16 protein-coding genes are annotated in these 24,230 nt (G+C 60.5%); 8 read left to right on the forward strand and 8 right to left on the reverse strand.

Translation table 11 applies throughout. The annotated features are described in order from the left end of the window. The first annotated feature begins 1 nt into the window (after position 1). Both H4W01_RS07820 and H4W01_RS07825 read left to right on the forward strand, forming a co-directional pair. Positions 2–2,413: a tetratricopeptide repeat protein gene (locus tag H4W01_RS07820; RefSeq protein WP_209610578.1), complete on the forward strand. Its 2,412-nt coding sequence runs from the start codon at positions 2–4 to the stop codon at positions 2,411–2,413. Positions 2,414–2,583: 170 nt separating this feature from the next. Next, positions 2,584–5,001: a tetratricopeptide repeat protein gene (locus H4W01_RS07825; RefSeq protein WP_209610579.1), complete on the forward strand. Its 2,418-nt coding sequence runs from the start codon at positions 2,584–2,586 to the stop codon at positions 4,999–5,001. Between the two features lie 46 nt (positions 5,002–5,047). Here H4W01_RS07825 and H4W01_RS07830 read toward each other — a convergent pair whose 3' ends face one another. Then, positions 5,048–5,839: a cell wall hydrolase gene (locus tag H4W01_RS07830; RefSeq protein ID WP_334685201.1), complete on the reverse strand. Its 792-nt coding sequence runs from the start codon at positions 5,837–5,839 to the stop codon at positions 5,048–5,050. Between the two features lie 280 nt (positions 5,840–6,119). Between H4W01_RS07830 and H4W01_RS07835 the strand changes: the two genes are divergently transcribed. The 3 genes from H4W01_RS07835 to H4W01_RS07845 all read left to right on the forward strand — a co-directional run bounded on the left by H4W01_RS07835 (position 6,120) and on the right by H4W01_RS07845 (position 9,566). Then, the gene (locus H4W01_RS07835) at positions 6,120–6,749 is read left to right on the forward strand and encodes a hypothetical protein (RefSeq protein WP_209610580.1); all 630 of its coding nucleotides are present in this window, start codon (positions 6,120–6,122) and stop codon (positions 6,747–6,749) included. 414 nt (positions 6,750–7,163) lie between these two features. Then, positions 7,164–7,643 carry a helix-turn-helix transcriptional regulator gene (locus H4W01_RS07840; RefSeq protein ID WP_209610581.1) on the forward strand — a complete coding sequence of 160 codons (480 nt, stop codon included), beginning with the start codon at positions 7,164–7,166 and terminating at the stop codon, positions 7,641–7,643. A 999-nt stretch (positions 7,644–8,642) separates the two neighbouring features. Further along, on the forward strand, positions 8,643–9,566 hold the full coding sequence (locus tag H4W01_RS07845; RefSeq protein WP_209610582.1) for a glycosyltransferase family 4 protein: 924 nt from the start codon (positions 8,643–8,645) through the stop codon (positions 9,564–9,566). Positions 9,567–9,583: 17 nt separating this feature from the next. On the opposite strand, the gene H4W01_RS07850 is transcribed toward H4W01_RS07845, so the two are convergent. Beyond that, positions 9,584–10,246, reverse strand: a complete 663-nt coding sequence (locus H4W01_RS07850) for an ABC transporter ATP-binding protein (RefSeq protein WP_209610583.1) — start codon at positions 10,244–10,246, stop codon at positions 9,584–9,586. A 353-nt stretch (positions 10,247–10,599) separates the two neighbouring features. On the opposite strand from H4W01_RS07850, the gene H4W01_RS07855 reads away from it, so the two are divergent. From H4W01_RS07855 to H4W01_RS07865, 3 genes are read left to right on the forward strand one after another with little or no spacing between them, the layout of a single operon-like run. Next, the gene (locus tag H4W01_RS07855; RefSeq protein WP_209610584.1) at positions 10,600–11,958 is read left to right on the forward strand and encodes a glycosyltransferase family 4 protein; all 1,359 of its coding nucleotides are present in this window, start codon (positions 10,600–10,602) and stop codon (positions 11,956–11,958) included. A 41-nt stretch (positions 11,959–11,999) separates the two neighbouring features. Then, complete coding sequence (locus H4W01_RS07860) at positions 12,000–13,103, forward strand: polysaccharide biosynthesis/export family protein (protein WP_209610585.1); 1,104 nt, start codon at positions 12,000–12,002, stop codon at positions 13,101–13,103. After that, positions 13,100–15,880 carry a class I SAM-dependent methyltransferase gene (locus H4W01_RS07865; protein WP_209610586.1) on the forward strand — a complete coding sequence of 927 codons (2,781 nt, stop codon included), beginning with the start codon at positions 13,100–13,102 and terminating at the stop codon, positions 15,878–15,880. Before H4W01_RS07860 ends, H4W01_RS07865 begins: the two co-directional genes overlap by 4 nt. Positions 15,881–15,928: 48 nt before the next feature. Here H4W01_RS07865 and glf read toward each other — a convergent pair whose 3' ends face one another. The 6 genes from glf to H4W01_RS07895 are packed head-to-tail and all read right to left on the reverse strand — an operon-like array spanning position 15,929 to position 24,151. Further along, on the reverse strand, positions 15,929–17,071 hold the full coding sequence (gene glf / locus H4W01_RS07870; protein WP_209610587.1) for a UDP-galactopyranose mutase: 1,143 nt from the start codon (positions 17,069–17,071) through the stop codon (positions 15,929–15,931). A 2-nt stretch (positions 17,072–17,073) separates the two neighbouring features. Then, positions 17,074–18,399 (reverse strand): hypothetical protein, encoded by a 1,326-nt coding sequence (locus H4W01_RS07875; protein ID WP_209610588.1) that lies wholly within the window; start codon positions 18,397–18,399, stop codon positions 17,074–17,076. After that, a complete protein-coding gene (locus H4W01_RS07880; RefSeq protein ID WP_209610589.1) occupies positions 18,377–21,004 on the reverse strand; it encodes a glycosyltransferase family 4 protein in 2,628 nt (875 codons plus the stop codon). Before H4W01_RS07880 ends, H4W01_RS07875 begins: the two co-directional genes overlap by 23 nt. 26 nt (positions 21,005–21,030) lie before the next feature. After that, the gene (locus H4W01_RS07885; RefSeq protein ID WP_209610590.1) at positions 21,031–22,209 is read right to left on the reverse strand and encodes a lipopolysaccharide biosynthesis protein; all 1,179 of its coding nucleotides are present in this window, start codon (positions 22,207–22,209) and stop codon (positions 21,031–21,033) included. 14 nt (positions 22,210–22,223) lie between these two features. After that, complete coding sequence (locus tag H4W01_RS07890; protein ID WP_209610591.1) at positions 22,224–23,033, reverse strand: ABC transporter permease; 810 nt, start codon at positions 23,031–23,033, stop codon at positions 22,224–22,226. After that, complete coding sequence (locus H4W01_RS07895; RefSeq protein ID WP_334685202.1) at positions 23,027–24,151, reverse strand: glycosyltransferase family 4 protein; 1,125 nt, start codon at positions 24,149–24,151, stop codon at positions 23,027–23,029. Before H4W01_RS07895 ends, H4W01_RS07890 begins: the two co-directional genes overlap by 7 nt. Positions 24,152–24,230 lie beyond the last annotated feature (79 nt).

Below are 24,230 nucleotides of genomic sequence, written 5' to 3' on the forward strand. Positions count from 1 at the left end.
GATGGGCGACGCGACGTCGATCATGGGAACTCGACACGGTGTGGTCCGCGCCTTGCTGGAACGCGGTAACAAATTCATTGAAAAGGGCAAACCGGCGAATGCTTTGCGCGCCTTTGAGGAAGCGGTAAAACTTGATCCAGCGAGCGCTGAGGCTTTTTGCCATCGTGGCAATGCGCTTTGCGATCTTGGACAGGTTTTCCCAGCGATCGCCAGCTACGATCGGGCCATCGCGCTGAAGCCGCAATTGGTCGAAGCCCATGATTTCAGAGGCGTGGCGCTGTCGCTGGCCGGGCAATTGGACGAGGCCTTGGCCAGTGTTGATCGAGCGCTCGCAATCGCCCCGAACACATTCAACGCGCTCAATAATCGCGCCAATATCCTCAAGGACTTAGGTCGACTGGAAGAAGCTTTGATGGCGTTCGACGTCGTCGTCCAGCGGGCACCCACATTCTCCGCTGGGCACAAGATGCGCGCGAATGTGCTGGCGCGGCTTGGCCGCCACGAAGAGGCGCTCAACGCCTTTGATCACGTGTGTGCGCTTGACCCGAGCGATGCCGATAGCCGTTGTAACGCAGGGATCGCGCTACTCCTGCTTGGCCGGAAGGACGAAGCCATTGCGGCGTTTCAAGCGGCTCTGGCGATCAATGCGAACCATCCGGACAGCCTTGTCAACTTGGGCAACGCGCTTGCGGCCGATAAGCGCTCCGAGGCGGCCGAGGCGGCCTTTCGGCGTTGTCTCGCGCGTTACCCCAAGAATATCGATGCCGGTCTCGGCCTCGGCGCGTTGCTTTCGCGTCAGCGGCGGTTCGACGAGGCGGGCCGTTGCTACCAAAATGTTCTGAAGGTGGATCTCAACAATAGGGTCGCGCTGGGTGGCCTGGGTCAGGCCCTGGAAGAGCTTGGCGAATATGAGAGCGCGCTGACGTGTTACGATCATATTCTGACATTCTTGCCCGAGGACGTGCGCGCGCATCGCAAGCGCGGTGGGCTTCTCGTTTTTCTTTCGCGCCACGCGGAAGCGATCGAGGCGCTAGACCATGCGGCGACACTTGCCCCTGATCCGTCGCTCGCGACGACCCGACTGTACGCGGCACTGCATTTGTCGCGATGGGCCGACTTCGATCAGTCGGTGGAACAGGTTCGGGCGGCCGTAGATCAGCGGCGAAGGGACATTTTGCCCTTTCCAATCCTCGCATTTGTGGACGATCCGGGCCTTCATTTGAACTGTTCGAAGCTGGCGGCCGCGATCCACGACACACCGACCGCTCGCGTTGCTGCCCGGCACGTTCGACACGACAAGATCCGATTGGCGTACTTTTCGGCGGACTTCCACAACCACGCGACCATGCACCTGTTTGTCGAAACGCTGGAAGCCCATGACCGGGATCGCTTCGAGCTTTCCGCCTTCTGGTTCGGCAAGGAGTGGAATGACGGTTGGCGCGAACGCGCGAAGGCGGCGGTCGACTCCTTTGTGGACGTGCGTCTGGTCGAAGATCAGGCCGTCGCCAAACTGGCGCGCGATAGGGAGATCGACATTGCCGTCGACCTGAAGGGCTACACGCAAAACGGGCGCTTCGGAATTTTTGCGGAACGCGCCGCGCCAATACAGGTCAGCTACCTTGGCTATCCAGGCACATCTGGGGCGAACTGCATCGACTATCTGCTTGCCGACAATACCGTGATTTGTCCGGAGACCCGGCCATATTATTCGGAAAGCATCGTTTATCTTCCCGGCAGCTATCAACCAAACGCTGCCCTTCGTCCCTTACTTGGGCAGGAGACGCGAGAAAGCGTCGGGCTGCCAGTGGGCGCGATCGTCTTTTGTTGCTTCAATCAAAACTACAAGATCACGCCCACGGTCTTCTCGGTCTGGATGGATATCCTGCGCCATGCCGGGCACAGTGTCCTCTGGCTCTGGGTTGAACGCGATTCGTCGCGGGAGAATTTGGCGCGAGAAGCTGAAGCCCGCGGCATTGATCCGGCGAGGATCATTTTCGCGCGCGCGAAGCCTCTGGAAGAGCATCTGGATCGCTTGCGCCTGGCCGACCTGTTTCTCGATACACTTCCCTATAATGCGCATACGAGCGGGAGCGACGCGCTCAGGGCCGGAGTTCCCATCGTAACCTGCGTCGGCAAAAGCTTTGCCGCTCGGGTCGCGGCCAGCTTGCTGAATGCCGTAAACTTGCCCGAGCTGATCACCGAGAGCATGGAAGATTATAAAGCGCTCGCCATATCGCTCGCCAACGACCGGTCGAGACTGGCGAACCTTCGCGAGCGGCTAAGAACAACTCTCGCCACCTCGTCGCTCTTCGATCCGCGAGCCGCAGCGCGAAAACTCGAGGCCGCCTATGTCGGCATGTATGAACGCTATCAGTCTGGAAAGGAGCCCGAGGACTTTCGGGTCGCCGTATGAGGCGGAGAGCGGTCGGCGGTCTTCGCTCGCGGGAGGGAAAAAGCGAGCGGATCGTTGCCGGGACCAGGGGCCCAGCGTGTCTAAAAGATGAGACCGTATTTTTCGCGACCTATTGAAGTGCGGCACAGCGGCGGAACAGCGCTTTTTCATAGTCGAACAGAGGATTTGTCATGATGGCCACCGCAATCCGCCCTTCGGGCAGCAGCGCTGCCCAGCTCCGGGAACTGTTGACACGCGGTGTCAAATTCCTCGTCAAAGGGAAGCCATCGAACGCACTGCGCGCCTTTGAAGAGGCTTTGGCGATTGATCCTGGCAATGCCGACCTTCACCACCACCGCGCCAATGCGCTGGCCGACCTCGGCCAAAATATGGCGGCGATTGACGGCTATGACCGCGCGATTGTCCTGAGCCCTCGCTTGGCCGAAGCCCATGATTTCCGGGGGGCGGCCCTGGCCAGGATCGGCCAATTTGACCAGGCATTGATCAGTGTGGAACGCGCGTTGGCGATCGCACCCGACAACCTCAGCGCGCTCAACAATCGCGCGAACCTCCTGCGCGACCTCGGGCACCTCGAAGAAGCCGTGAAGGCGTTTGACACCGTCATCCAGCGAGAACCGCGCAATCCCCTCGCTTACAAAATGAAGGCGCATACCTTGATCGCGCTGCGACGGTATGAGGAAGCGATTGTCGCATTCGAACGGGTTGTCGACCTCGACCCGAGCGATGCTGAGGCGCGATGCAATATCGGCACCGCGCTGCTCCATCTCGGTCGCGTCGATGCGGGAGTGGGTGCGTTTCGCGCTACGCTCGCCGTCGACCCCGCGCACGTTGAATGCCTCGCAAACCTTGCCACCGTGCTTGCCGGACAGAAACAGGTCGAAGAGGCGGAGGCGCTGTTTCGTCGATGCCTCGCGCTGCACCCTGGTTACATCGAGGCCGAGCTCGGTCTTGGTCTATTGCTGACGCTTCAGCGCCGCTCCGACGAGGGCGGACGCTGTTTGCAAAATGTCCTTAAGAAGGACTTGAACAATGTTCCGGCACTCCACGGTCTCGCCGACGCAATGGCCGAGTTTGCGCTATATGACAGCGTGATCGCGTGTCTGGATCATCTGCTTTCCTTCGCACCCAACGATGCCCTTGCGCACCGAAAGCGCGGTCAAACCCTGATGTCCATGCGACGGCATGCCGAAGCCGTTGCCGCTTTCGATCAGGCCGCCGCGCTGAGTCCGAACATGGAACTCGCATCCAATCGACTGTTTGCCGGGATGCAGCTTGGCCAATGGCACGACTTCGCGGACCGGCTGGAGGGGGTCCGCCGGGCGGTCGAGGCGCGCAATCCCAACGCGACGCCCTTTCCCATCCTGTCTTTCGTGGATGATCCCGAGCTCCACGCCCGCGCCGCGCGCAACCTGGGAGATTTGGTAACGGGATCGACCAAGCCCGCCGCCATCCTTCGCCGTCCCGCACGCGACAAGATCCGGGTCGGCTATTTTTCCGCAGACTTCTTCAATCATGCAACCATGCACCTCCTGGTCGAGACGTTGGAACAGCATGATCGCGATCGGTTTGAGTTTACGGCTTTCAGCTTCGGCAGCAGCCGCCAGGACGCTTGGGTCGCCCGCGCACGGGCGAGCTTCGACGCATTCGAGAACGTTCAGTTGGGTGAAGACCGGGCGGTGGCAAAACGGGCGCGCGATCTGGAGATCGACATTGCCGTCGACCTTAAGGGGTATACGCAAAACGGCCGTATCGGCATCTTTGCCGAGCGCGCGGCACCGATCCAAGTCGGCTATCTTGGGTATCCGGGTACATCGGGGGCGGACTTTATCGATTATTTCGTCGCCGATGAGATCGTCATTCCCCCAGAGAGCAGAGACAGCTTTTCCGAGAAAATCGTGTATGTGCCGGGGAGCTATCAACCCAACCGGTCATTACATCCGTTGCTGATGCGAGCAACGCGGCAGAGCCAAGGTCTGCCGGAAGACAGATTTGTGTTTTGCTGTTTCAACCAGAGCTACAAAATAACCCCAAGCGTCTTTGACGTTTGGATGAAGGTTCTCCGTGCGGTTGGAGATAGCGTGCTTTGGCTTTGGGTCGACCACGAAGAGGCCCGGAGCAATTTCTCCCGGGAAGCGGAAGCGCGCGGGGTCGACAGGTCTCGGCTTATCTTCGCGTCGGGCACGCCGCTCGACGAGCATCTTGATCGCATGCGATTGGCCGACCTGTTCCTGGATACGTTTCCTTATAATGCCCATACCAGCGGAAGCGACGCGCTCCGCGCCGGTGTTCCGATCCTGACCTGTGCAGGGCGGAGCTTCGCGTCGCGTGTTGGCGCGAGCCTGCTGACGGCCTTGAACGTGTGCGACCTTATCGTCGAAGATTTCGACGCCTATCAGGCGCTCGCAATCGCTTTAGCGACCGACACGGCGCGCTTGGCAAATATTCGGGCACAGTTGGACGTCAACCGCACGCACTCGACTCTGTTCGACCCGCACCATGCGGCGCGAAAGCTCGAAGCGGCATATGCCGAAATGTACCGCCGCTACCACGCTGGGGATCCGCCCGAGGATATTCACATCGCTTTTTGAAAGGGCGTGTGAAATTGCGCTCGCAGACCAGAGCGCGCGGTCCGTCTCACGGGGCGGTGCGCGTCGGCGTGACCGGTCCAAGACCCCAGGGCGCGAAGGGGCCGGCCTGCGAACCCTCTGACGATGCTGCCGCTGAGGCCCTGGCGGTCGGGGCGACCAGCGGATCACCCGCTCCGCCGACGCCGGGGCGCTTATAGAAAATGTGGAGCCCGATCTTGACCACGCGGACCAGGGTCGGTGCCCAATACGGGGAGACATAATCGGCATGATAGTTGGTCGCGTCGCCAATCAAGGGGGGGAGCTGGCCGTCGATCGCTTGTTCTGCAACCGCGCGCGCGCGCGCAAGCACGGCGTCCGGCAGGCGACGACGCATCGAACCATCGCAGGTGAAGGTGAACTGGCAGCCCGTCTTTCGCGTCGAGCCGGCAAACACCACGTCGCAGACCGACTTTGGAAAGGCCGGATGCCGCACGCGATTCAGGACGACCTCCGCAACGGCTTGTTGTCCCTCCACCGGTTCGAAGCCCGCCTCATACGCTACGGCCAGCGTTAGGCATTCCACCGCTTGCGCACGGTCTTCGAGGGGGAGGGGCGGTCGATCCTGCGCCTGAACCGCCGTGGCGATGACCGCGTTTGCATAAGCGACCGAGACGATTGCGGCGACCGCCTTAGAGACGATTGTTCGTGTGCGATCGGGGTGCCCGCCGGTTTGGCGCGACCGACGTCGCGCTTCACCGGCAACGTCCAATCCCGCTTTTCCAAGCCCATCGCCGCAAAGTCGCGCGTCGTCGGGATCGAAGATGACAGTACGACAACGGGCCATATTCTTGAAGCTCATCTATAATGATCGCAATATAACTCGTGAAACGATAATAATAAGCCAAGATATAAAATATAGATTTAATAAACATAAGCAATGATCGCATTTTAGTTGATTGTATCAATAATAGTAATAGTTTTGTAACAACAAAATGCGACATTTGCTCTCGTACCTATCGGTTTTTATGCTTGCGACGTCGACTCTTCCGCGTTGAAATTTTGTCGAATCCTGGCACAAATTTCACGGATGGGAGTGCTCTCGTCGTGGCCTGTTAGTATCGTCAACGATGGAGTGGACCATGATCGCGAAAGTTTGGGCCTATGGTGCGGCCTGGGTGCTTGGCTTAGTGGCGTGTAGCTCGGCCGTGTCGGGTGGAATGGCGACCAGCCAGGCACAGGTCCGGGCGCGGCAAGCAACGACAGCCGCAGCCGCCGGTAGCAAGTCTGCGGGTGGCAGCACGATGTTGCCGGCGCGTGTGCTCGATTGCCACCTCGCACGGATCACGAATTTCGATCCCGAGAAGGAGCAGTTGCCGAAGGAATATACCTATGAGGGCGATCATGCCTTCAGGCTGTTCCTGCCCTCCATCCCTCAAAGGACCAAGGAGCCGCCGCGCTCGACACAGCGTGCCGAGCCGGTCGATCCAAGGACTCGCATTCTTTCCGATCCCGACGGCATATCGGTTGGCGCGATCAAGCACGCCTTTGACCGGGTGGTCGACTATTGGCCCGAACGTGTCGAGATGACGACATCGGTAAGCGAGCGGCAGGTCAATCTGATCGTCTTGCAAAGATCCGAGCAACAGCCGGGTCTGACCGATATCTTCATGACCAAGGCAAAGGATGCCATCACCTTCGATACCAAGAGAATGTACTCGGGCCATTGCAAAGCAACGATTGGCGCAGCGGCCCTGGCGCTTGTCGGCTGAAGGTTGGCGCGGGTGGGATTTTTGCCGACTGAAGTCCCACCCGGCCTCTTTGAGGGGAGAGATGCAGGTGGCTAATGTGGGGCCGATAGCGTCAAGGAATTGTCGGGTGATCTCGTTTGGACGGCATTGACCCAACGTCTGCAAGAATCAGCACAGTAAATGTGGAAGTTCTGTCATCAATCTGTAATGTATGTGCGCCGCACAATTTGATAAATGATTCTTTGATGTAAGAGGCTGTGGGACGATTGGTAGACCCTGCCAAGTCGGCAGTAACATTCTTTTATTTTCTCTGCCAAATTGCTCTCGTCAATGTGTCTATCCTTTGAGGGCAGGTACCGCATGCGCTTTCCGGGCGACGATGTCTTTGGTGCCACGGAACGCGTGACGCGTTGAGCCTGCCTCAGGGAGAGCCCGATGGAAGACTTTATCCAAATCGTGGGCCCGTCGGCGGTGGGTTCCGAGCATTCTTCCGATTGGTTTGAACAGCAATTGATCATTGCCGGTACGCCGGGTGTGGCACGGGCCTCCCGCAACAAGCGGACGCGTGCCCATTTGGCCCCCTGGCAGCTCAAGATCGCGCGCGACATGATGATGTGCCAAGTGGGCGACGGGCTGGCGCTGGCGGATATCGCTGGCCGGCTCAACATGTCGGTGAACCATTTCATCAAAGCATTTGGCGAAACGGAAGGGGTGTCGCCGTACCACTGGTATATGCAACGGCGCATCGCACAAGCGATGGCGCTCCTCCGGGGAGAGACATTGCTCCCGCTTTCGAAAGTCGCCGACGAGTGCGGCTTTGCCGACCAGAGCCACTTCACCAAGACGTTCACGCGCCTTCTCGGGATTCCTCCCGGCCGGTGGCGGCGGAACCAGAGAGCAGCCAAGGAAATCTGAGGTTGAAAACCCTAGCGCGAAGCGATCCCGTTTTCCGGGAGCAGCGCATTGGCCACATACACCGCCGTTGCAAGTCCATGACAGGCTCCATTCAACGATCTTGTATCGGCTGAGGACTTTCGTGTTGTCCATCCCCAAAAGGATGACGAAGCACGACGGTCGCATTGTCAATAATCGCGCTTCCCCTGTGGAATCGACTAGGGTGCCTTCTTCGATCCCCGGATAGGACAGCCGACGGGGCGACGAAGCGATTGGCGCTGCGGCGATCTCAGACAACGGCCGTATGACGGTCTCAGCCCAGTTCGAGAGAATGCGCCCGACCATTCCAAACGAGAACAGCCGCTCTACGCCGCCGCCAAGCGCCTGCCAGTCATCGTCGCATCTCCCGGAGACGCGACGATCGCGAGTGGCCGAAGCGAAGGGCCGTTTCGGTGAGCATGACGCTGACGGGCTGAGGTGGTGGAGCGCCCCGATTAAGATGCGTCGAGCGAGCCGATCCGCAATTGTCATCGGCGCGTCGAGCATTCACGCGCTTTCGGGTACGGTATCGCCGCTGCCTCGGTGTCGCTTGTCGATCGTGCGCAGCGCTGCACCACGCCATGAAATGAGAATTTGGACCGGGCCGATCCGTCGTCGGTGCGGAAGGGCCGCGCCGCGATGAGCGGGATCCTTTCCAATGTCGAGCGCCTCAAGGCGCTGTACGACCCCAATTATGTTCGCCGGGTCGACGCGCTTGATGGTGCCCCGGTTCAGGTGTGCCTCGAAAGCCGAATGTTGAACGAGGCTGCGGGAACGGGGGTCGCGACCTATGCGCGAATGTTGGCGGCGTGCCTCCCTGCGGCCGGTGCATCACCGCTGTTGCTCGATGATGGCCCAAATGGCGCAAGGTCGCGGGCAAGACTTGGCCGATGGTTTTCGGCCGCCCGAAGTAACGCTCGGGTTGCTGCTGCGGGGCGCAGCTCCGTCGAGGAAATCCCGGCTCAGTGGGTCGTCAGGGACGTGTTCCGGGAAGCCCAGGTTTTTTTCAACCTGCACGGTCGATCCCTGCCGGTCGAGATCGCGCGCCCGCCTCAGGTCATGCATTGGACGTATCCGCTCCCGCTTTATGTCGTCGGAACAAAAAATCTATATACAATTCATGATCTTATTCCCCTGACGCAGCCTCAGCTCACCACCATCAACGCGACCCGTCACACGAACATTCTCAACGATATCGTCTCGCACGCCCACGGTCTTGTCACCGTATCCGAAACCGTCCGAGCTGAGGTGATCGCGCGCTTTTCGCTGCCCGCGTCGCGCGTGACCAACACCTTTCAGAGTGTCGATGCCCCCTTGCAGGTCGATCCAAGCCTTCCGTCGGGGCTGAGAGCGGGGCGATATTTCTTCTTCTGCGGACGGATCGAGGCTCGAAAGAACCTCGAGCAAGTCGCACGCGCGCATGCCGAAAGCGGCGCGAGCATGCCGCTCGTGATCGTCGGGCCCGAAGTGGCGGGCGAGGAGAGGCTCGAAGCGTTTCTGAGAGCACAAACGGGTGTCGTGCGCTTGCCATGGGTGCCGCGCCCCGAACTGCTGAGCATGATGCGCCGCGCCAGGGCATTGCTGTTTCTTTCTCTTGCCGAGGGCTTCGGGCTACCGGTGGCGGAAGCAATGACGCTGGGTTGCCCCGTCCTGTGTTCGAACCGCGGCGCGGTCGCAGAGGTGGCCGGCGAGGCCGCAATTCTGGTCGACCCGGAACAGCGCCACGAAATTGCCGCAGCCATCGCTCGATTGGAGAAAGACGATCGGCTTTGCGGACGGTTGCGGGCGGCTGGCTTTGCCCGCGGCCGGATGTTCACGCAGGACGTATATGCCCGCCGACTGCGCGCCCTCTACGCCAATGCGCTCGTAGGCGAGTCGCTTACGGGCGAACGGGTGTACCAATGATCGGGGCCGTTCGCATCTCAGGCAGACAAGCGCTGATACGTCTTGTGCCGCTCGATCGCTTCATCGATCGTATCGAAGAACTCCAATTTGCCGTCACGCAGCACCGCGCCCGTTTCGCAATAATCCCTCAGCAGCGCGGATGCGTGGGACACCATGACGATCGCCGCATGGTCGCGCCGACGCTCGATCTCGGCATGGCAGCGCTGCTGAAACCGATCATCACCCGCGCCCGCGACCTCGTCGACGAGATAGCATTCAAAGTCGATCGCCAAGCTAAGCCCAAACGCGAGCCGGGCGTGCATGCCGGACGAATAGGCTTTGATTGGCTGATGAAGGTACACGCCAAGCTGCGCAAAATCCTCGACAAAATCGATGAGCTCCCGCTCGGGGCGGCGATAGATGCGGGCAATGAAGCGGACATTGTCGGCCCCTGTCAGACTGGCTTGGAACGCGCTCGCATAGCCGATCGGCCAGGACACGCTCATGTCGCGCGTGACCGCCCCGCCAGTCGGGAATTCCACGCCTGCCATGAGGCGCAGCAAGGTCGATTTGCCGACGCCGTTTGCTCCGCAAATGCCGAGGGCCGAGCGCCGCGGGACCACGAAGGTGATGTTGCGCAACACGTCCTTATGGAAGCGCCGGATGTGATAGGTCATCGAGACATTCTTGAAGGTTATCACTGTTCAAAGTCCGATAAGTTGGATTTTATCAATCATATGTCATTCGTTAAATCCAATATCAATATAAATGATTGGGCGAAAATATATTATTTATTTAATAATTCGCGGATAATTATTGAGATTGATTGTCGACAATATTGCTTTTGGATATCGATATTAAATAATATTCGCAAATATCGTGTTTTCCATCTGATCGAGATCGTTTCTATTTCGTTTTTGCGCTCGCTAATAATGAAGCGATTTTGCGACGGGGCAGACTTGCGCTCCGTGCGACCGCAACTGCGCGGCTTCAGGTGTTCGATCGAGCCTTCGCGGCACCGTGCTTTTAAGGGCTGGGCACCGGGGAGCGCGGCATGACGCCACCTTTCAAAGTGGGCATAGATGGGCTCAACCTTGCGCTCAATCGCGGCACCGGGGTTGCCACCTATGCGCGGACCCTGGCTCGGGCGATCGCCGGGATGGGGCGCGCGCCCGACCTCATTTTTGGTCTGCCGGTTCCCAAAAGTTCGCCGCGGGATCTGCGCGAGACGCTTTTCTTCGCGGAACTTGGACGCGACGATCCCGCCGACGTCGTGGCGGACGCTGGCCCCCCCAAGCGCGGGCGGTTGCTCGTATCACCCTGGTCGCGGCGCTTGATCGAAGTCCCCGTCGAGGGGCGGGTCAGTGCCGAGGCTTTCGCAGATCGGATACCGTCGTTTTCGAGACTTCACAGCTTTGGCTCGCTTTGGTCCGTCGCGGGGCGCCACTTCAAGCGGTATAACCGTTTCCTGACGGTCACCATGCCAGACCCGCCGGCGATCATGCACTGGTCGTACCCGGTTCCGATCCGTCTCGCGGGCGCGGTCAATATCTATACGATTCACGATCTGGTGCCGCTTCGACTTCCGCACACGAGCCTTGAGAACAAGCGCCTGCATGATCGGATGCTGCGCGATTGCGTACGGTACGGTGCCCGCATCTGTACGGTGTCGGAAGCATCGCGCCGCGACATCATCCAGTTTCTCGGTGCAAGGGACGACCATGTCGTCAACTGCTATCAGGCGATCGACCCGGTCCCGATCCTCTCCGACCGCGATATTGCGGGCCGGTTGCGCGCGCTGTTCGACCTCGCGCCGCAGGGCTATTTTCTCTATTTCGGCGCGATCGAGCCAAAGAAAAATGTTGGACGATTGATCGAGGCCTATCTCGCGAGCGAAGTCACTACGCCGCTCATCATCGTCGGCGGGCGCAGTTGGCGTTCGGAGAACGAGCTGCGTCTGCTGGGAACGCCGGGTTCCCAGATATTGTCGGGAGCGGCTCGCATTCGCAAGCTCGACTACCTGCCACGGCGGATGCTGGATGTCCTGGTGGCCGGCGCACGCGGCGTGCTCTTCCCATCGCTTTACGAAGGTTTCGGTTTACCCGTTGTCGAGGCGCTCGCGCGCGGCGTTCCGACGATGACGTCGACCGCCGGATCCTTGCCTGAAGTCGCTGGCGGCGCAGCCTTGCTCGTCGATCCCTACGACATCGCGGCAATCGCGGCCGCCATACGGGCGCTCGATACCGACACGGACTTGCGCGCCACGCTTTGCGCGGCCGGGCCGACGCAGGCGGCCCGTTTCTCGATGGAAACGTTCAGCGACAGCCTTTCCGGCCTCTATCAATCCCTGCTCAGCGCAGCGCCGAGCACGGGTGCTGCCCCCCACACCCCACCGAAAGCGGCAATGGCATGATCTCGTTTTATTCCGCCTTGAGGGCCTGTCCGCGCCACCGAATGGCGATGCTCGTTCTGCCGCTTGCGGCGAGCGGCTGTGCGACGTTGCCGTCAAGCGGCCCGACCCGCGTTGAAGTGATGCAAGCCTCGCGAGACTCCACGAAGCTGCCGGTCACCTTGATCGAGTTAAGCGCCGAAACGATCGCTGCGGCGAACAGCGGGGCGGTTCCAACCGGCTCCCTCGTTGCCCTGGCGGGGACCGGGGACATTGATCGGATCGGCCCAGGCGATGTCCTGCAAATTTCGATCTTCGAGATTGGGACCGCCCTGTTTTCGGGCGCGAGCCCGGCCGCTGCGGCGACCGGGCAACCGTCCGCTGCCGGAACGGCGCTTCCGCCGATCACGGTCGCCAGCGATGGCAGCATCATCGTGCCCTATGCGGGACGCATCAGGGCGGAAGGGCAGACCACCGAGTCGCTGGCGCAATCGATCCTCAATGGCCTTCGCGGGCTGTCGGAACATGCGCAGGTCAGCGTTGCGATGCGGGAAAACAGGACGAACAGCGTGTTCGTCCTGGGTGGCGTCAAGACGCCCGGGCGCGTTCCTTTGTCCTTCGCGCGCGAGCATCTTCTGGACATGATAGCGCTGGCCGGGGGCGCGATCGGTATGCCGCCGGACACTACGGTTCGCGTTACGCGTGGCGGGCGTAGCGCTCAGATCGGGCTCGACGAACTGCTCGCCGGGTCGCCAGACGACCTTCTGCTTCTGCCCGGCGATCGGATCGAGCTTCTGACGCGGCTCCAAAGCTTCACCGTGTTCGGTGCCAGCGACAAGGTCTCGGAAATCCCGTTCCAGATGCGCAACCTGACGCTGGCGCAGGCGGTCGCGCGGGCAGGGGGGCCGGCCGACAGGCAGGCCGACCCCACGGCGATATTCGTATTCCGCTGGGCACCGTCCGAGGCGCCGGGTGCCGCGCCGAAACCGGTTATCTACAGGCTCAACATGTTGCAGCCGGAAAGCTATTTTGTCTTCCAGCATTTCGCGATGCGTAATGGCGACGTGATCTACATGGCAAATGCCCGGTCGAACCAGGCGACCAAGCTTGTACAGATCATCAATCAGCTGTTCTCGCCGCTTTTCACCGTGCGTGAGTTGGCGCGATGATCGACACCGAACCGACTCCGGAATTGGCCGCCATGCTCGCCATGAGCGGCCGGGTGACATCCGCGCTCAAGGTCTATGAGCAATTGCTTGGGCGTGACGCGGACGACGCCGAGAGTTGGCTTCAGAAGGGCTTGCTGCATCAAGACCGTTCGGATTTCGTGCTCGCACAGCAGGCGCTGGAACGGGCGCGGGTGATTGCCCCAGGCAATGCGTGGAGCCATTTTCATCTCGGACTTATCGCGGCTTCGCTCGGCAGGGACCTGGCGGCCGTGGAGCATTTTCGCGCGGCACACACGCTGGAACCGGACAATGGCGAGTTCAAGATCAACTTGGCCAACGGGCTTTTTGTGCTCGGCCGCTGGGAGGCGGCTGCGGCCATTGTCGAGCCCATGGGGGACGCGCTGCCAGGTTGGTGGGGAAGTCTGCGGGACAGCGCGATCCGCGCGCTCGCAAACGGGCGCGCCCGCGTCCACGAATTGGTAGCTTTGCGCAATAGCACTGGAGTGCCTCTTGAGCGGTCGCTTGCGCTCGAACTTGCCGAACTTTCGATCAATGTTGGGCTGGTCCCGCTGGCGTTGCGGATCTGTGAGCGGCTGCTTGGAGAAGACGGGGCGGATTTTGAGGCCGTTCGTCTCCAGGCGAAGGCCGTTGCGCAGTCCGACGGGATCGCGGCGGCGCTCGGCACGCTGGACGCGGCGAAGGCGCAGTTCGAGGGGCGGCCGGACTATGAAATGGCCGTCGCGCAGGTCTGCTTCGAGGCGGAGGATCTGGAGCGTGCGGTGCGCCACGCGGCGATGGGTAAGGACGCGGACCGGCAGGCCTATGGAAGGATGCTGCTGGCCGCGCGGCAGTGTCGGGATCTCTTCGATTTTTCTCTGAGCTGGATGGCCCAAACCGATGACACCGGCCCGTTCGTGCTGTTCTTGCGCGCTCTGGCTGGCCTTGGCCGTCTCCGCGTGTTTCGCGACGACATGCGGGGGCAGGCGCGTGCGGGCACGATTCCCCCGGTCATCGTGCAGTTCTGGGATAGAGAGACGGTGCCGACCGATGTCGCCGCAGCGATCGCCACCTGGCGCGAACAGAATCGCGGATTTGAGCATCGCCTCTTCAATGAAGCGACGGCGCGCGGTTTCATCGAACGGACTCATGGGGAGCGCGCCGTCTTTGCATTCGATCGCTGCGACAACTCCGCGATGAAGGCCGATTTTTTCCGTGTCGCATATCTTGTCGCGGAAGGCGGGCTCTACATCGAGGCCGACGACGCGTGCCTGCGCCCGCTGGTGGAACTGCTCGGAGCGATCGGCGGTGCCGACTTCGCAGCCTCGTTTTCCGGCGACGTCGCACCCTACGTGCACAATTGCTTTGTCGCGGCCGCACCGGGGGCACCGATATTGAAGCTCGCGCTCGCGGATATGATCGATCGCATCGACCGGGCGCATGTGCGGGGCATCAAGGCCGACATCTGGCACACAACAGGCCCCGGTCTGATCACGCGCTCGGTCGCGCGATGGCTGGCGGAAAATCCGGAGGCCGGCGGCGACGCCGTGTTCCTCACGACCCGGCAGTATCGCGGCTTTGCGAGGAGCGTCGAGGATCTTGAAGACAAGAAGGCGTCGGCGGGCAAGCTCGACGTACCAGTAACGGAAACGCAGGGTACACCAATGCAGAAAACGGGTTTCGATCAATTCTCAGGTCTCGCCATGGAAGGCCGCGTGAACGGGGGCGGGGGCGACGCGCTAATCTCCACCGACATGCTGGCTGGCCGGTCGTTTCGATTTGGTCGACTGGACGGCTCGGTCATCGGTCATCTCGAATTGGCTCCCGGGGGTACCATCGCCGGACATCGTCACCCCAATGAAAGCGCCTGGTCGGTCGAGGCGGGCAAGCTCGTCTTTCGTGATGATGTCGGCGTCCCTTCGACGGTCTTCAGCCTGCTGCATCGGGACGATGGCCTGTATGTCTTTCGGGGCGAATTTCTTCCCAGAGGCCCGGAGCCGTGGCATACGCTTGACGAGGTCGACAAACGCCCCGTCACACGACGCATCCTCGATGAACTGCGCGACGAATTGTACGGCGGTGACTCGCCGCTCGCCCATAGCGACCCACGACACGAAGACACCGGCTATCCGCACACGAATTTGGTATCCGACATCGTCGAGAGTGTGCTCGACGTCGTGCGTCCGTCCTTCTGGCTTGAACTCGGCTCCATGCTGGGCGGCTCCGCCATCCGGCTCGCTGACACCGTCAAACGCAATGGCCTTGATGTCGATATTGTGTGTGTCGATCCGTTCACCGGCGACGTGAACATGTGGGCCTGGGAGCAGCCAAAGAGACAGCAGGGCCACTGGCAGTTTTTGAGGCTGGAGCGCGGCCGACCCTCGATCTATGATCGGTTCCTGGCCAACGTCACGGCCGCTGGTCACGCGGATATCATTCTGCCGATCGCCGCGACGTCGATCGTCGGGATCAAGCTGTTGCGGCGCCTTTTGGAAGAACATCGCATCTCGTCGCTGCCGAGCGTCATCTATCTCGACAGCGCGCACGAGCCGGACGAAACCTTGCTCGAGCTGCAAAACTGCTGGGCACTGCTTGAACCGGGCAGCGTGTTGATGGGCGATGATTGGAATTGGCCGGCGGTTAGGAACGACGTTCGTCGCTTCGTGAAGACGGTTTCGGTCAATCGCGACGTGATCGAAAAGCTGGTCTTGCGCCACAGCCAGTTCATCGAGGAGGGGGGAGTCCTCCTCGATCGCGGCCAGTGGGTGATTGCCAAATAAGCAGCGGGCAGTCGCGTGTTCCCGGTGCGCGCCTATTGGCGCGTCCGGCTACGGTTCGACGAAGAAGGCGGGCAACGGTGCGCCGTGGCGCGTCAGATCGAGAATTTGATCTGCGGCGGCGAGTGCTTCCCCAATCGTCACGTCCATATCGAGATACCGATATGTGCCAAGGCGTCCGACGAAGCTGACGCCGGATGTGGCGCGTGCGAGGTCGACATATTTTTTGAGCATCGCCTGCTCGTCCACCTGCCGGACCGGGTAATACGGGATGTCGCCCGGACGCATGGCGCGGCTATATTCGCGATAGCAAATCGTATCCTCAAACGCATCCTTGCTCCACGGCGCAAAGTGCTTGTGTTCCGTTATCCGTGTAAAGGGGACGTCGACGTCGCAATAATTCATCACAGCGGTGCCCTGAAAATCCCCTTTGGTCCGGAACGTTTCGAAATCAAGCGTTCTATAGCCCAGTCGCCCAAGACGATACTCGAAATATCGGTCGATGGGTCCGGTGTATATAATGTGATCGAACGCTTCGGGGAGATCTTCAAATTTGGTCGCGAGGCGTATTTCCAGCTTCGGCGTCGCCAATATTCCCGCGATCAGCATCGTATAGCCTTCTTTCGGCATACCCTGATAGGGATGTGCGAAATAGCTATCGTTATAGTCAAACCGGAGGGGCAAGCGCTTTAGCACGGAGGCCGGCAACATCGTCGGATCAAGACCCCATTGCTTTTGCGTATAACCCCGGAAAAAGGCGTGATAGAGTTCAGCACCAATGGTGCTGAGCGCTTGCTCCTCAAAATTGCGCGGCTGTTCGATCTGGATTGCTTTGCTGGCGACAAAGGCGCGCGCCTCGTCGGGGCTCATCGTTGCGCCGAAGATCTGGTTTATGGTCGCGAGGTTGACGGGAAGGGAATAGACCGCGCCGCCGAATATCGCCTTAACCCGATGATCATAAGGCTGCATCGTGGCGAATTGCTGAACATAGGACCAGACCCGCGTATCGGCCGTATGGAAGATATGCGGACCATAGACGTGGGTTAAGATGCCGGTTTCGGCATCGGTGGCGCAATGGCAATTGCCACCGATGTGGCTGCGCTCGTCAACGATGACGACGTCGTGATCCGCTTGCGCGAGCGCGCGCCCGATTACGGCCCCGCTGAATCCGGCCCCGACAATGCAAAATTTCATCGCTAAGCCTTCTGTGCCTGGTTGTGATCATGGGCGCGTTTCAGAAATCGCTCTCTAATGTCGCGAGCAACCAACTCGGCACCGAGACCGTTCAAATGCTCAACGAACGGCCTTGTGTTTTCCCCGATTTTGTAGCGACTTAAGAGCCTCCCCAAATATTCCGCGGCATCCAGGACCGGATGGACCATCTCTATATTTGGTCTGAAAGAATATTTCCCACCAAGAAGAAAATTATAGCTTGAAGGACTCGACGCGTAATAGGACTGCCCATTCACGCAATTCGGAATGACATCATTGATTGCCTTGCAGCGAAATTCCGGATGATTCATGATCGTCGTCAAGACAAATGCCTCGCAATGGGTGAGTTCGCCTTGCGAGTTTGCGCTCACTCCCTCGGCTTGCCGGACTTCCAGCAGTCGCTGCGCAGCACGTTTTGAAACGGCGATGACCGCAAACAAGCCTCCCCAATAGACGTTTTCATACAGTCGCGCAGCCTGCTTATACCAATCCCCTGTGGGGCCGATCGGCGCGATATGGCCGCAAATGAGATCCAGCGCCTGTCCGTCGAGGCTTTGGAGGCGATTGATCAGCGCTTCGAGCAGGAATGGATTTTCGCGCGTAAAATGCACATCATATTCGATCATGAAATAATAGTCGTAATTCGGTTGCGCCGATATGCCGCAATACAGCGCATAGTCGCCGCACAGCCAAAGTGCGTTCTCATGATTGCTGGGATTTGTTTTCAAGCCCAGCGAGGCGCACATCTCGATGCTATGTGAAAGGACCGGAGCCATTGAATCGGCAAGCGGAAGGGGCCCGCGTGTTTCGTCCGCAAGAACATAAAGATCGAAAAGCGGACTGCCATTGAGGCTGTCGATGAGATGGTGGAGCTTCTCGTTCGCAAGATGTGTTCTGATGAAGACGGCGACTCGTGGCTTTTGAAGCAGCGGTTGCCCGCGCCCCCATGCCGTTCCCAACGCTTCCAGGGCATGAAAGCCGGGTTGATCCGGGGGTGCCACGAGCACCTTTCCCGTCAGTTTCAGCGATCCTTCCTGTGTTGCGTCCGCGAGATTGAAGCGCGTGGTGACGATCCCGTCTTGGGTGCAAAATTCGAGCGCCTCGTCGGTGAGCCGCCAGCTATATTCATTAGGGTGGCTGTAATTTCCGATCCGACCGTTCGGCAGAAGCCGAAGATTGGCAGAGAATATTTCTCCACCGACACGCGAGAACTGCCAGTGTTCGCGCAACAAGCGGCTTCGAAGGTTGTCGGAGTAGGACATCAGCTTGATTTCCCTCGCAAATGCTTCACCGGTCGAACTGGTCTGCATCTACCGCGCCTTGTACCAGTTCGGGCGCAGGGATCTCTGCGCAAATCGCCTCGACGATAAGGACCGCCCCCTCCGCCGCATCGGGCAGGATTGGCATCTCGTCCGGCAGAGTGCCGGAGCCATCCGTTTCTTGATCCGCGACAATGGGTTCGGGAGCATTTGGCGATGCCGACAGCACTGCCGGGATATCAATAATGGGCGTTTCTGTCATGCTGGCGAGCAGTGCCCCTGGCAGCATCACGCCGGTCGCGAGCGCTTCGACAAAGGCCAGACGCGCGCCGATGTCATCAGCCCGGCAGGCGTAAAAGCCCAATAGACCGGGGCCGACCGTGCGACCGTCCTCGCCGTTGGTGACGGATGAGAGGTTGACCACGCGGTCGCTGCGCAATTCGATGAGAACGGGCTCATCAGACGGTTGAAACGCCAGCGGGAGCCACCGGATTTCCGATCCGGGAAGCTGTGTTTCGATGACGTCCTTACCGTCGACGGACACCGTCACCACCGTTGCTGCCCCGGGCATGCCCAGCAGGCCCAGATATGCCCTTATGGGGCTACCGGCTGGAAAACGTCCTTCGATAGCCACCGCCAAACCTCTGGTCCAAGAACCAAAGTCCTCTGGCGAATACCACCCGGTCCCTGTGCGCAGCGCGTATCCCGAAACCAGATCGGGCCGCAGCCGGCGCGCTTGATTGCGGCCGAACGCGTAAAAGCTCCCGAGCCGGACCTCGGGAGTGCCGGGAAGGGGATCTCCGGCGTCTCCCGCGAACCGTTCTGCAATCGCGTCCCTGATCTGGGTGGCGAGTTCATCCCAAGCCCGCGGCTTGAATTCGGTGGCGATGCGTTGCTCAAGTTCCCTGCGGTAATCAGCATCGCCAATCAGCTTGCGCAACGCGGAAACCAAAGCGGGTTGGGAGCCGCTTTGAAAATAAACGCCAAAGGGACCAGCCGCTTCCGGAAGCGACGAGCTATCCGACAGCAGCGGAATCTTGCCGTGGCAAAGGGACTCGGTAACCGGAAGCCCCCAACCCTCATAGTGGCTGGGGAAAAGCGTGAACAGGCAGGCGTCGTAACAGGCCCCGAGCTCGACATCCGAAAGCCCGTGAAGGAATGTCACGTGGCGCGCGAGTTCCTCGTTAGCCGACACCAGCCCGAAGACGTCATCATTCATCCATCCCTTGCCGCCGACGCAAATAAGCTTGGGCATGTGCGGCCCGAACTCGCGGAGCAGCGTGGACCAGGCATTGATCGCGGCAAGATGGTTCTTCCTCGGCTCTACCGTCGATACAAATAGAACGAATGATTGAGGTTTCAGCCCTTTGCTCCGTAAGAAAGCGCGTCGCGCTTCGGGAGTGTCGGCCGGCGAGCTGAACTGTGCATCGAGGGGAATGACGAGGACATCCTCTTCCGCAAGCATGTGCCCGAGGCTGTGCGCCGCCGCAATGAGATCGGCGCGCGTCGACCGCGAGTTGGTGAGGAAGAAGTCGGCATGATCGAACACCGATAGCAGCCACGCGACATAGTCGCGGGTCAGATCGGCAAGCACATATTGCGATGCGACGATCGGAATGAGATCGTGAACGAAGGGTACGAACCGGATGCCGAACTCCCGTTTCGCCGTGCGGATCTTGAGGAGATAGTCCACGTGCCAGGACGTGCCGAGATTGATGAGGCACGCGCCAGCGGGGAACTGATAGGATCGGTCGGTGTTGAGCGCGATCTCCAACCGTGTTGCGGCGGTTCGCCAGTCGGGCGCGTTGATGTCCCCGCCGCGCGTCGAAAGGTCCGCCAGCGAAAGGAAGAGGCTGGTCGGGATATGTGTCCAGCGTTCGTCATAAGAGGCGCAGATCTGAACTGTCTCGGGATCTGCGCGCACCACGCTTCGGATGATTTCGAGCTGGACGCGCTGGATGCCCGTCGGAAGTCGACTGTGCCGCAGGTAGTGGACCAAGTCTGACGCGTCGAAAACGATCGAGATTTCCGATTTTCCCCGATCCTCGACTCCTTGCAAGCCGTCGTTTGAAAGCTCTCGTAGACGTGCGGCAACACGGTCTAGCATGGCTTTATCGTCGGCACCGAGTTTTGCAGCCCCCAGGCGTTCAAGCGCTGCTGCGAGCTCTGCCGCATTGCCGCCCGATGGCGACGGCGCGATGTCGAACTCCGCTTTGGGGGAAAGCCGGTCCATGGCGGCCTCCAGCCTGTCGGCGGGCACGGGCGTGCCGCGCAAGGCCAGGTCCTGAATTTCGCGCAACGCTTCCGACAGGCTGGGGTCGAGTTCAAACGCGGCCATATAGGCTCGGGCCGCCTCCGCCAACCGACCGCTGATCTTGAGTGCGTGGCCGAGCTGGACATGCGAATCCGCATTTTGGTCGTCGATGGAGATTGCGCGTCGATACGCCGCTTCGGCTTCCTCGACTTTTCCGCTTTCCTTGAGCGCATGGCCGTATTGGACCCAGATCGCCGCGCGGTTGGGATCCAAATCGAGGGCCTTTTCATAGGCGTCGGCGGCACCCGCCCAATTACGGGCATCCCGCAGCGCATCGGCCGCCGCAACGGCGCGTCTTGCAGGCGATCGCGTGAGACGCTTGATATTCTTCGCAACGTCCATGGCTTGGCTTTCTATGGTTATGACGGTCAGGCCGCGTGCTCACGGACCCCGGCGGCGATGAGCCAGCCGATACCGTAAGCGAGGAGAAGGCCCCCGAAGATGGACAGAAGGGTCACGAGACGCTGTGGATAGAGCGGCTTCACCGGCCAGTTGGGCTCAACCACGCGCACCACGAACAATTGTTGACGCCCGGCTTGCTCGCGCGCCGCTTCAAGCGCCGCTGCGGCGGCAGAATAGCGCTTTGCCGCAAAATCCTGGCGAAGTTGAAGCTCTTCATAGACCCCGAGACCGACCGCCATCGTGCGACTGGTGCCCGTCATCCGCGCTTCCTGGGCACCGAGCTGCGCGGCGAGCGCGTCGACCCGCTTTTTCGCAACGCGATATTGCGGCGCGGACGGACTGATCCCACCCGCCATGCTCGCAAGTTGAGCGCGCGCCGCTGCAAGCTGACCGCGCATTCCCGAGACCAGCTCGATTTGGGCGGTGCTCGAACGGACCGGGTCGATATCATGGCCTTTTTGACGAAATTGCGTCAGCCGTTGCTGCACCGACGTAAGCTCGGCCTCGGCCTCGGCAAGTTGAACACGCGTTACCCGCAGCGCGTCGTCATAGCCGCGCTTGTTGAGCGTGTTGACGCGGGCCTCGCCGATATCGAGCAAGGTGGAGGCGATGCGATAGGCGTCGTCAGGTCGGAACGCACGGACGGTCATCGTGGTGATGCCGGTTTCGCTGCTGTAATGGAGATTGACCTGCTTCCGATAGTATTTGAGCAGGGTTTCCGGTGCCGCTTGCTGCCAAAGGCGGCTGAGGAGGTCGATTTCAGGACGCTGAAACAGGCTGGCCAGGTGCAGGCGCGTGTCGAGCGCCGTCACCGCATCATGCGATGTCAGATAGTCTCCGAGCGCCAGCGATTCTGTCTGGGAGGCCGGCATCGCGCTGTTTATCCCGAGCAACTGCCCGAGGCCCGAGGCGGCAGTCTGGCCACTGCCGGCGGCGCGCACCACGAAATGCGCCTCGGACACATATTGGTTCGACGTGATCGGGCCGAGATACAGCGCCACAAGGAGCATCGGTACCACCACCACGAGAAGAAAGGCGCGATGGGCCTTTAGCCGCGTGCCCAGCGATGCGAGCCTGTCACGGTGCGTGGCCGGAGCAGTATCCTTCGGCACCTCGAACAATTCTGGCGGCGTATGGGCGTGCATGCGGGACGCTTTCACTAGAGATGGACGCTGCGACGCACGGCCTTGAGCGCCAACAGGCCGATGAAGAGCAGGAACAGGTTCGTGCCGATGAGATAGGGAAAATCGACATAGGTCAGGGTTGCGCTCTCGAACTGACCGTAGCGGGCGAGCTCGAAGATTTGCGTCAGCGGAAACCAGGACAGCCAGGTTCGATAGGGTTCGGGCAGCCATTGCACCTGGAAGAAGGCACCAGACGCCGGCATGAGCAGATAGGTCACCGGATGGATGAACTTTGTGACCAACTTGTTGTCGTAGCTCACCGCCGCAAGCAGCATCGAAAGCCCGAACGACAACCACAGCATGAAGAAGATCGCGCCAACCAGCGCGACGGGACGCACAGGCAGGTCGGCGAACCCCAAGACCGTCGCGAAGAGGATCAGGATGCCCAACGTGCAGACGGTCGACGCACCTTCTATCAGGGCGCGTGCTGTCAGCATGTCGTAGATCGTGACCATGCGGTGAAACAGCAGCGCTTTGTTGGAATCGATGGTCGATTCGGCGCGGGTGATGATCGAGCGGAAGAGAATGAAGATGCAGTAGCCGAGGATCGCGAACGGGACCGAGCGAATATCCGACGCGTAGTGCGTCCGTTCGCCGACATGGATCGCCGCGACCGCGCCGGCGAGCAGCATGGGCTCGACGATCACCCAGAGATAGCCGATATTCTCGCGGCCATAGCGCGTGTGCAGTTCCCGCATCATCAGCGCCCCGATGACGTGGCGCTGATTGTCGAAGGCGAGCCGGAATGCCGCGAAGCTGCCGGTGCGCGTGTCCGCGTTCAGCATGCTGCAACCTCCTCGATCAAAGACAATGCAGTTTCGACATGTTGTCGCCACGTCACGGGCTGCCAGCGCGTGATGCGCTCGATCTGCGCGAAGCGTCGGGGATTAGCAGGTGCCTGATAGGCCAGGATTGCGGTGCGCCATCCGGCCCCATCGATCGGATCGATATATTCGGGAATTGCGCCGCCAGCTTCACGATGGGCGGGAATGTCACTCGCCAATACGGGAACACCGGCGGCCAGCGCCTCGGCGATGGGGAGGCCAAAGCCCTCTATGAAAGATGGCATGAGCAGCGCGCGCGCGCCGTGTAACACACTGCGCAGCTCGGCATCTGCAAGGCGGGGCATTTCATGCACGACCCCTTTGAGGCTGGGGCATCGCTCGAGCATGTCGATGATGTTCTCATTCTCCCATCCGCGGCGTCCCACCAGCAGAAGCTGCGGGGCTTGCTGCGGACCGATCGCTTCGACGATCGATCGCCAGATGTTGAGGAGAAGCAGGTGGTTCTTGCGCGGTTCAATGGTTGCGACACAGACGAAATAGGGTGCCCTGTTCCGCTCCGGCGTGCGAACCGGTCGAGAGACCTCGACCCCGAGATGCGCGATGCGGGAAGGCCGGTGTCGAAAGCCGACCCCGGCACCATGGATCAAGGAATCGAGCGTCGCTTGCGAGTTTGCCAGAATGCCGTCCGCGAAGGCATCGATCGTCTGTAGCCGGCGGGTGTGCCGACCATGGCCGTTTGGCCGGGCATATTCAGGGTGTGTGATTGGGATCACATCGTGGACCAGGCACACGAAGCGGGCGCGCTCGCGCTGCAGCTTCCGCGCAACGGTCGATGGGCGGTCGAGGTGATGCGGTGAAACTTGCAGGAGCACACGCGGGCCAGTTGTTCGAGCAACCGTGCCCGGTCGCAGCGCCCAGCATTGCTCCAAGCCGAACCGGCGGGAGGTGGCCGCCGTCTCCCAATGTCCAACGCTCTCCCAACGCCGTTCGGTCTGGTCCAGGAATCGCTCTACGCTCGGGCCGTTGAGACGGCCGTAGACTCCACTCGGATGGAGCGCAGCATAGCGGAGTTGGTTCGGAACCAGCCGCTCAAGCGTGCGCGCATAAGCGAGCTCCACGCGGTCAACGCCAGTGGGCGAAGGATGGAGCACACGTGAGAGCAACCTCGACAGATCAAGGACAATCTCGATGGCAGAC

Source organism: Sphingomonas sp. PL20, assembly GCF_017875905.1.
Lineage (GTDB): Bacteria > Pseudomonadota > Alphaproteobacteria > Sphingomonadales > Sphingomonadaceae > Sphingomonas > Sphingomonas echinoides.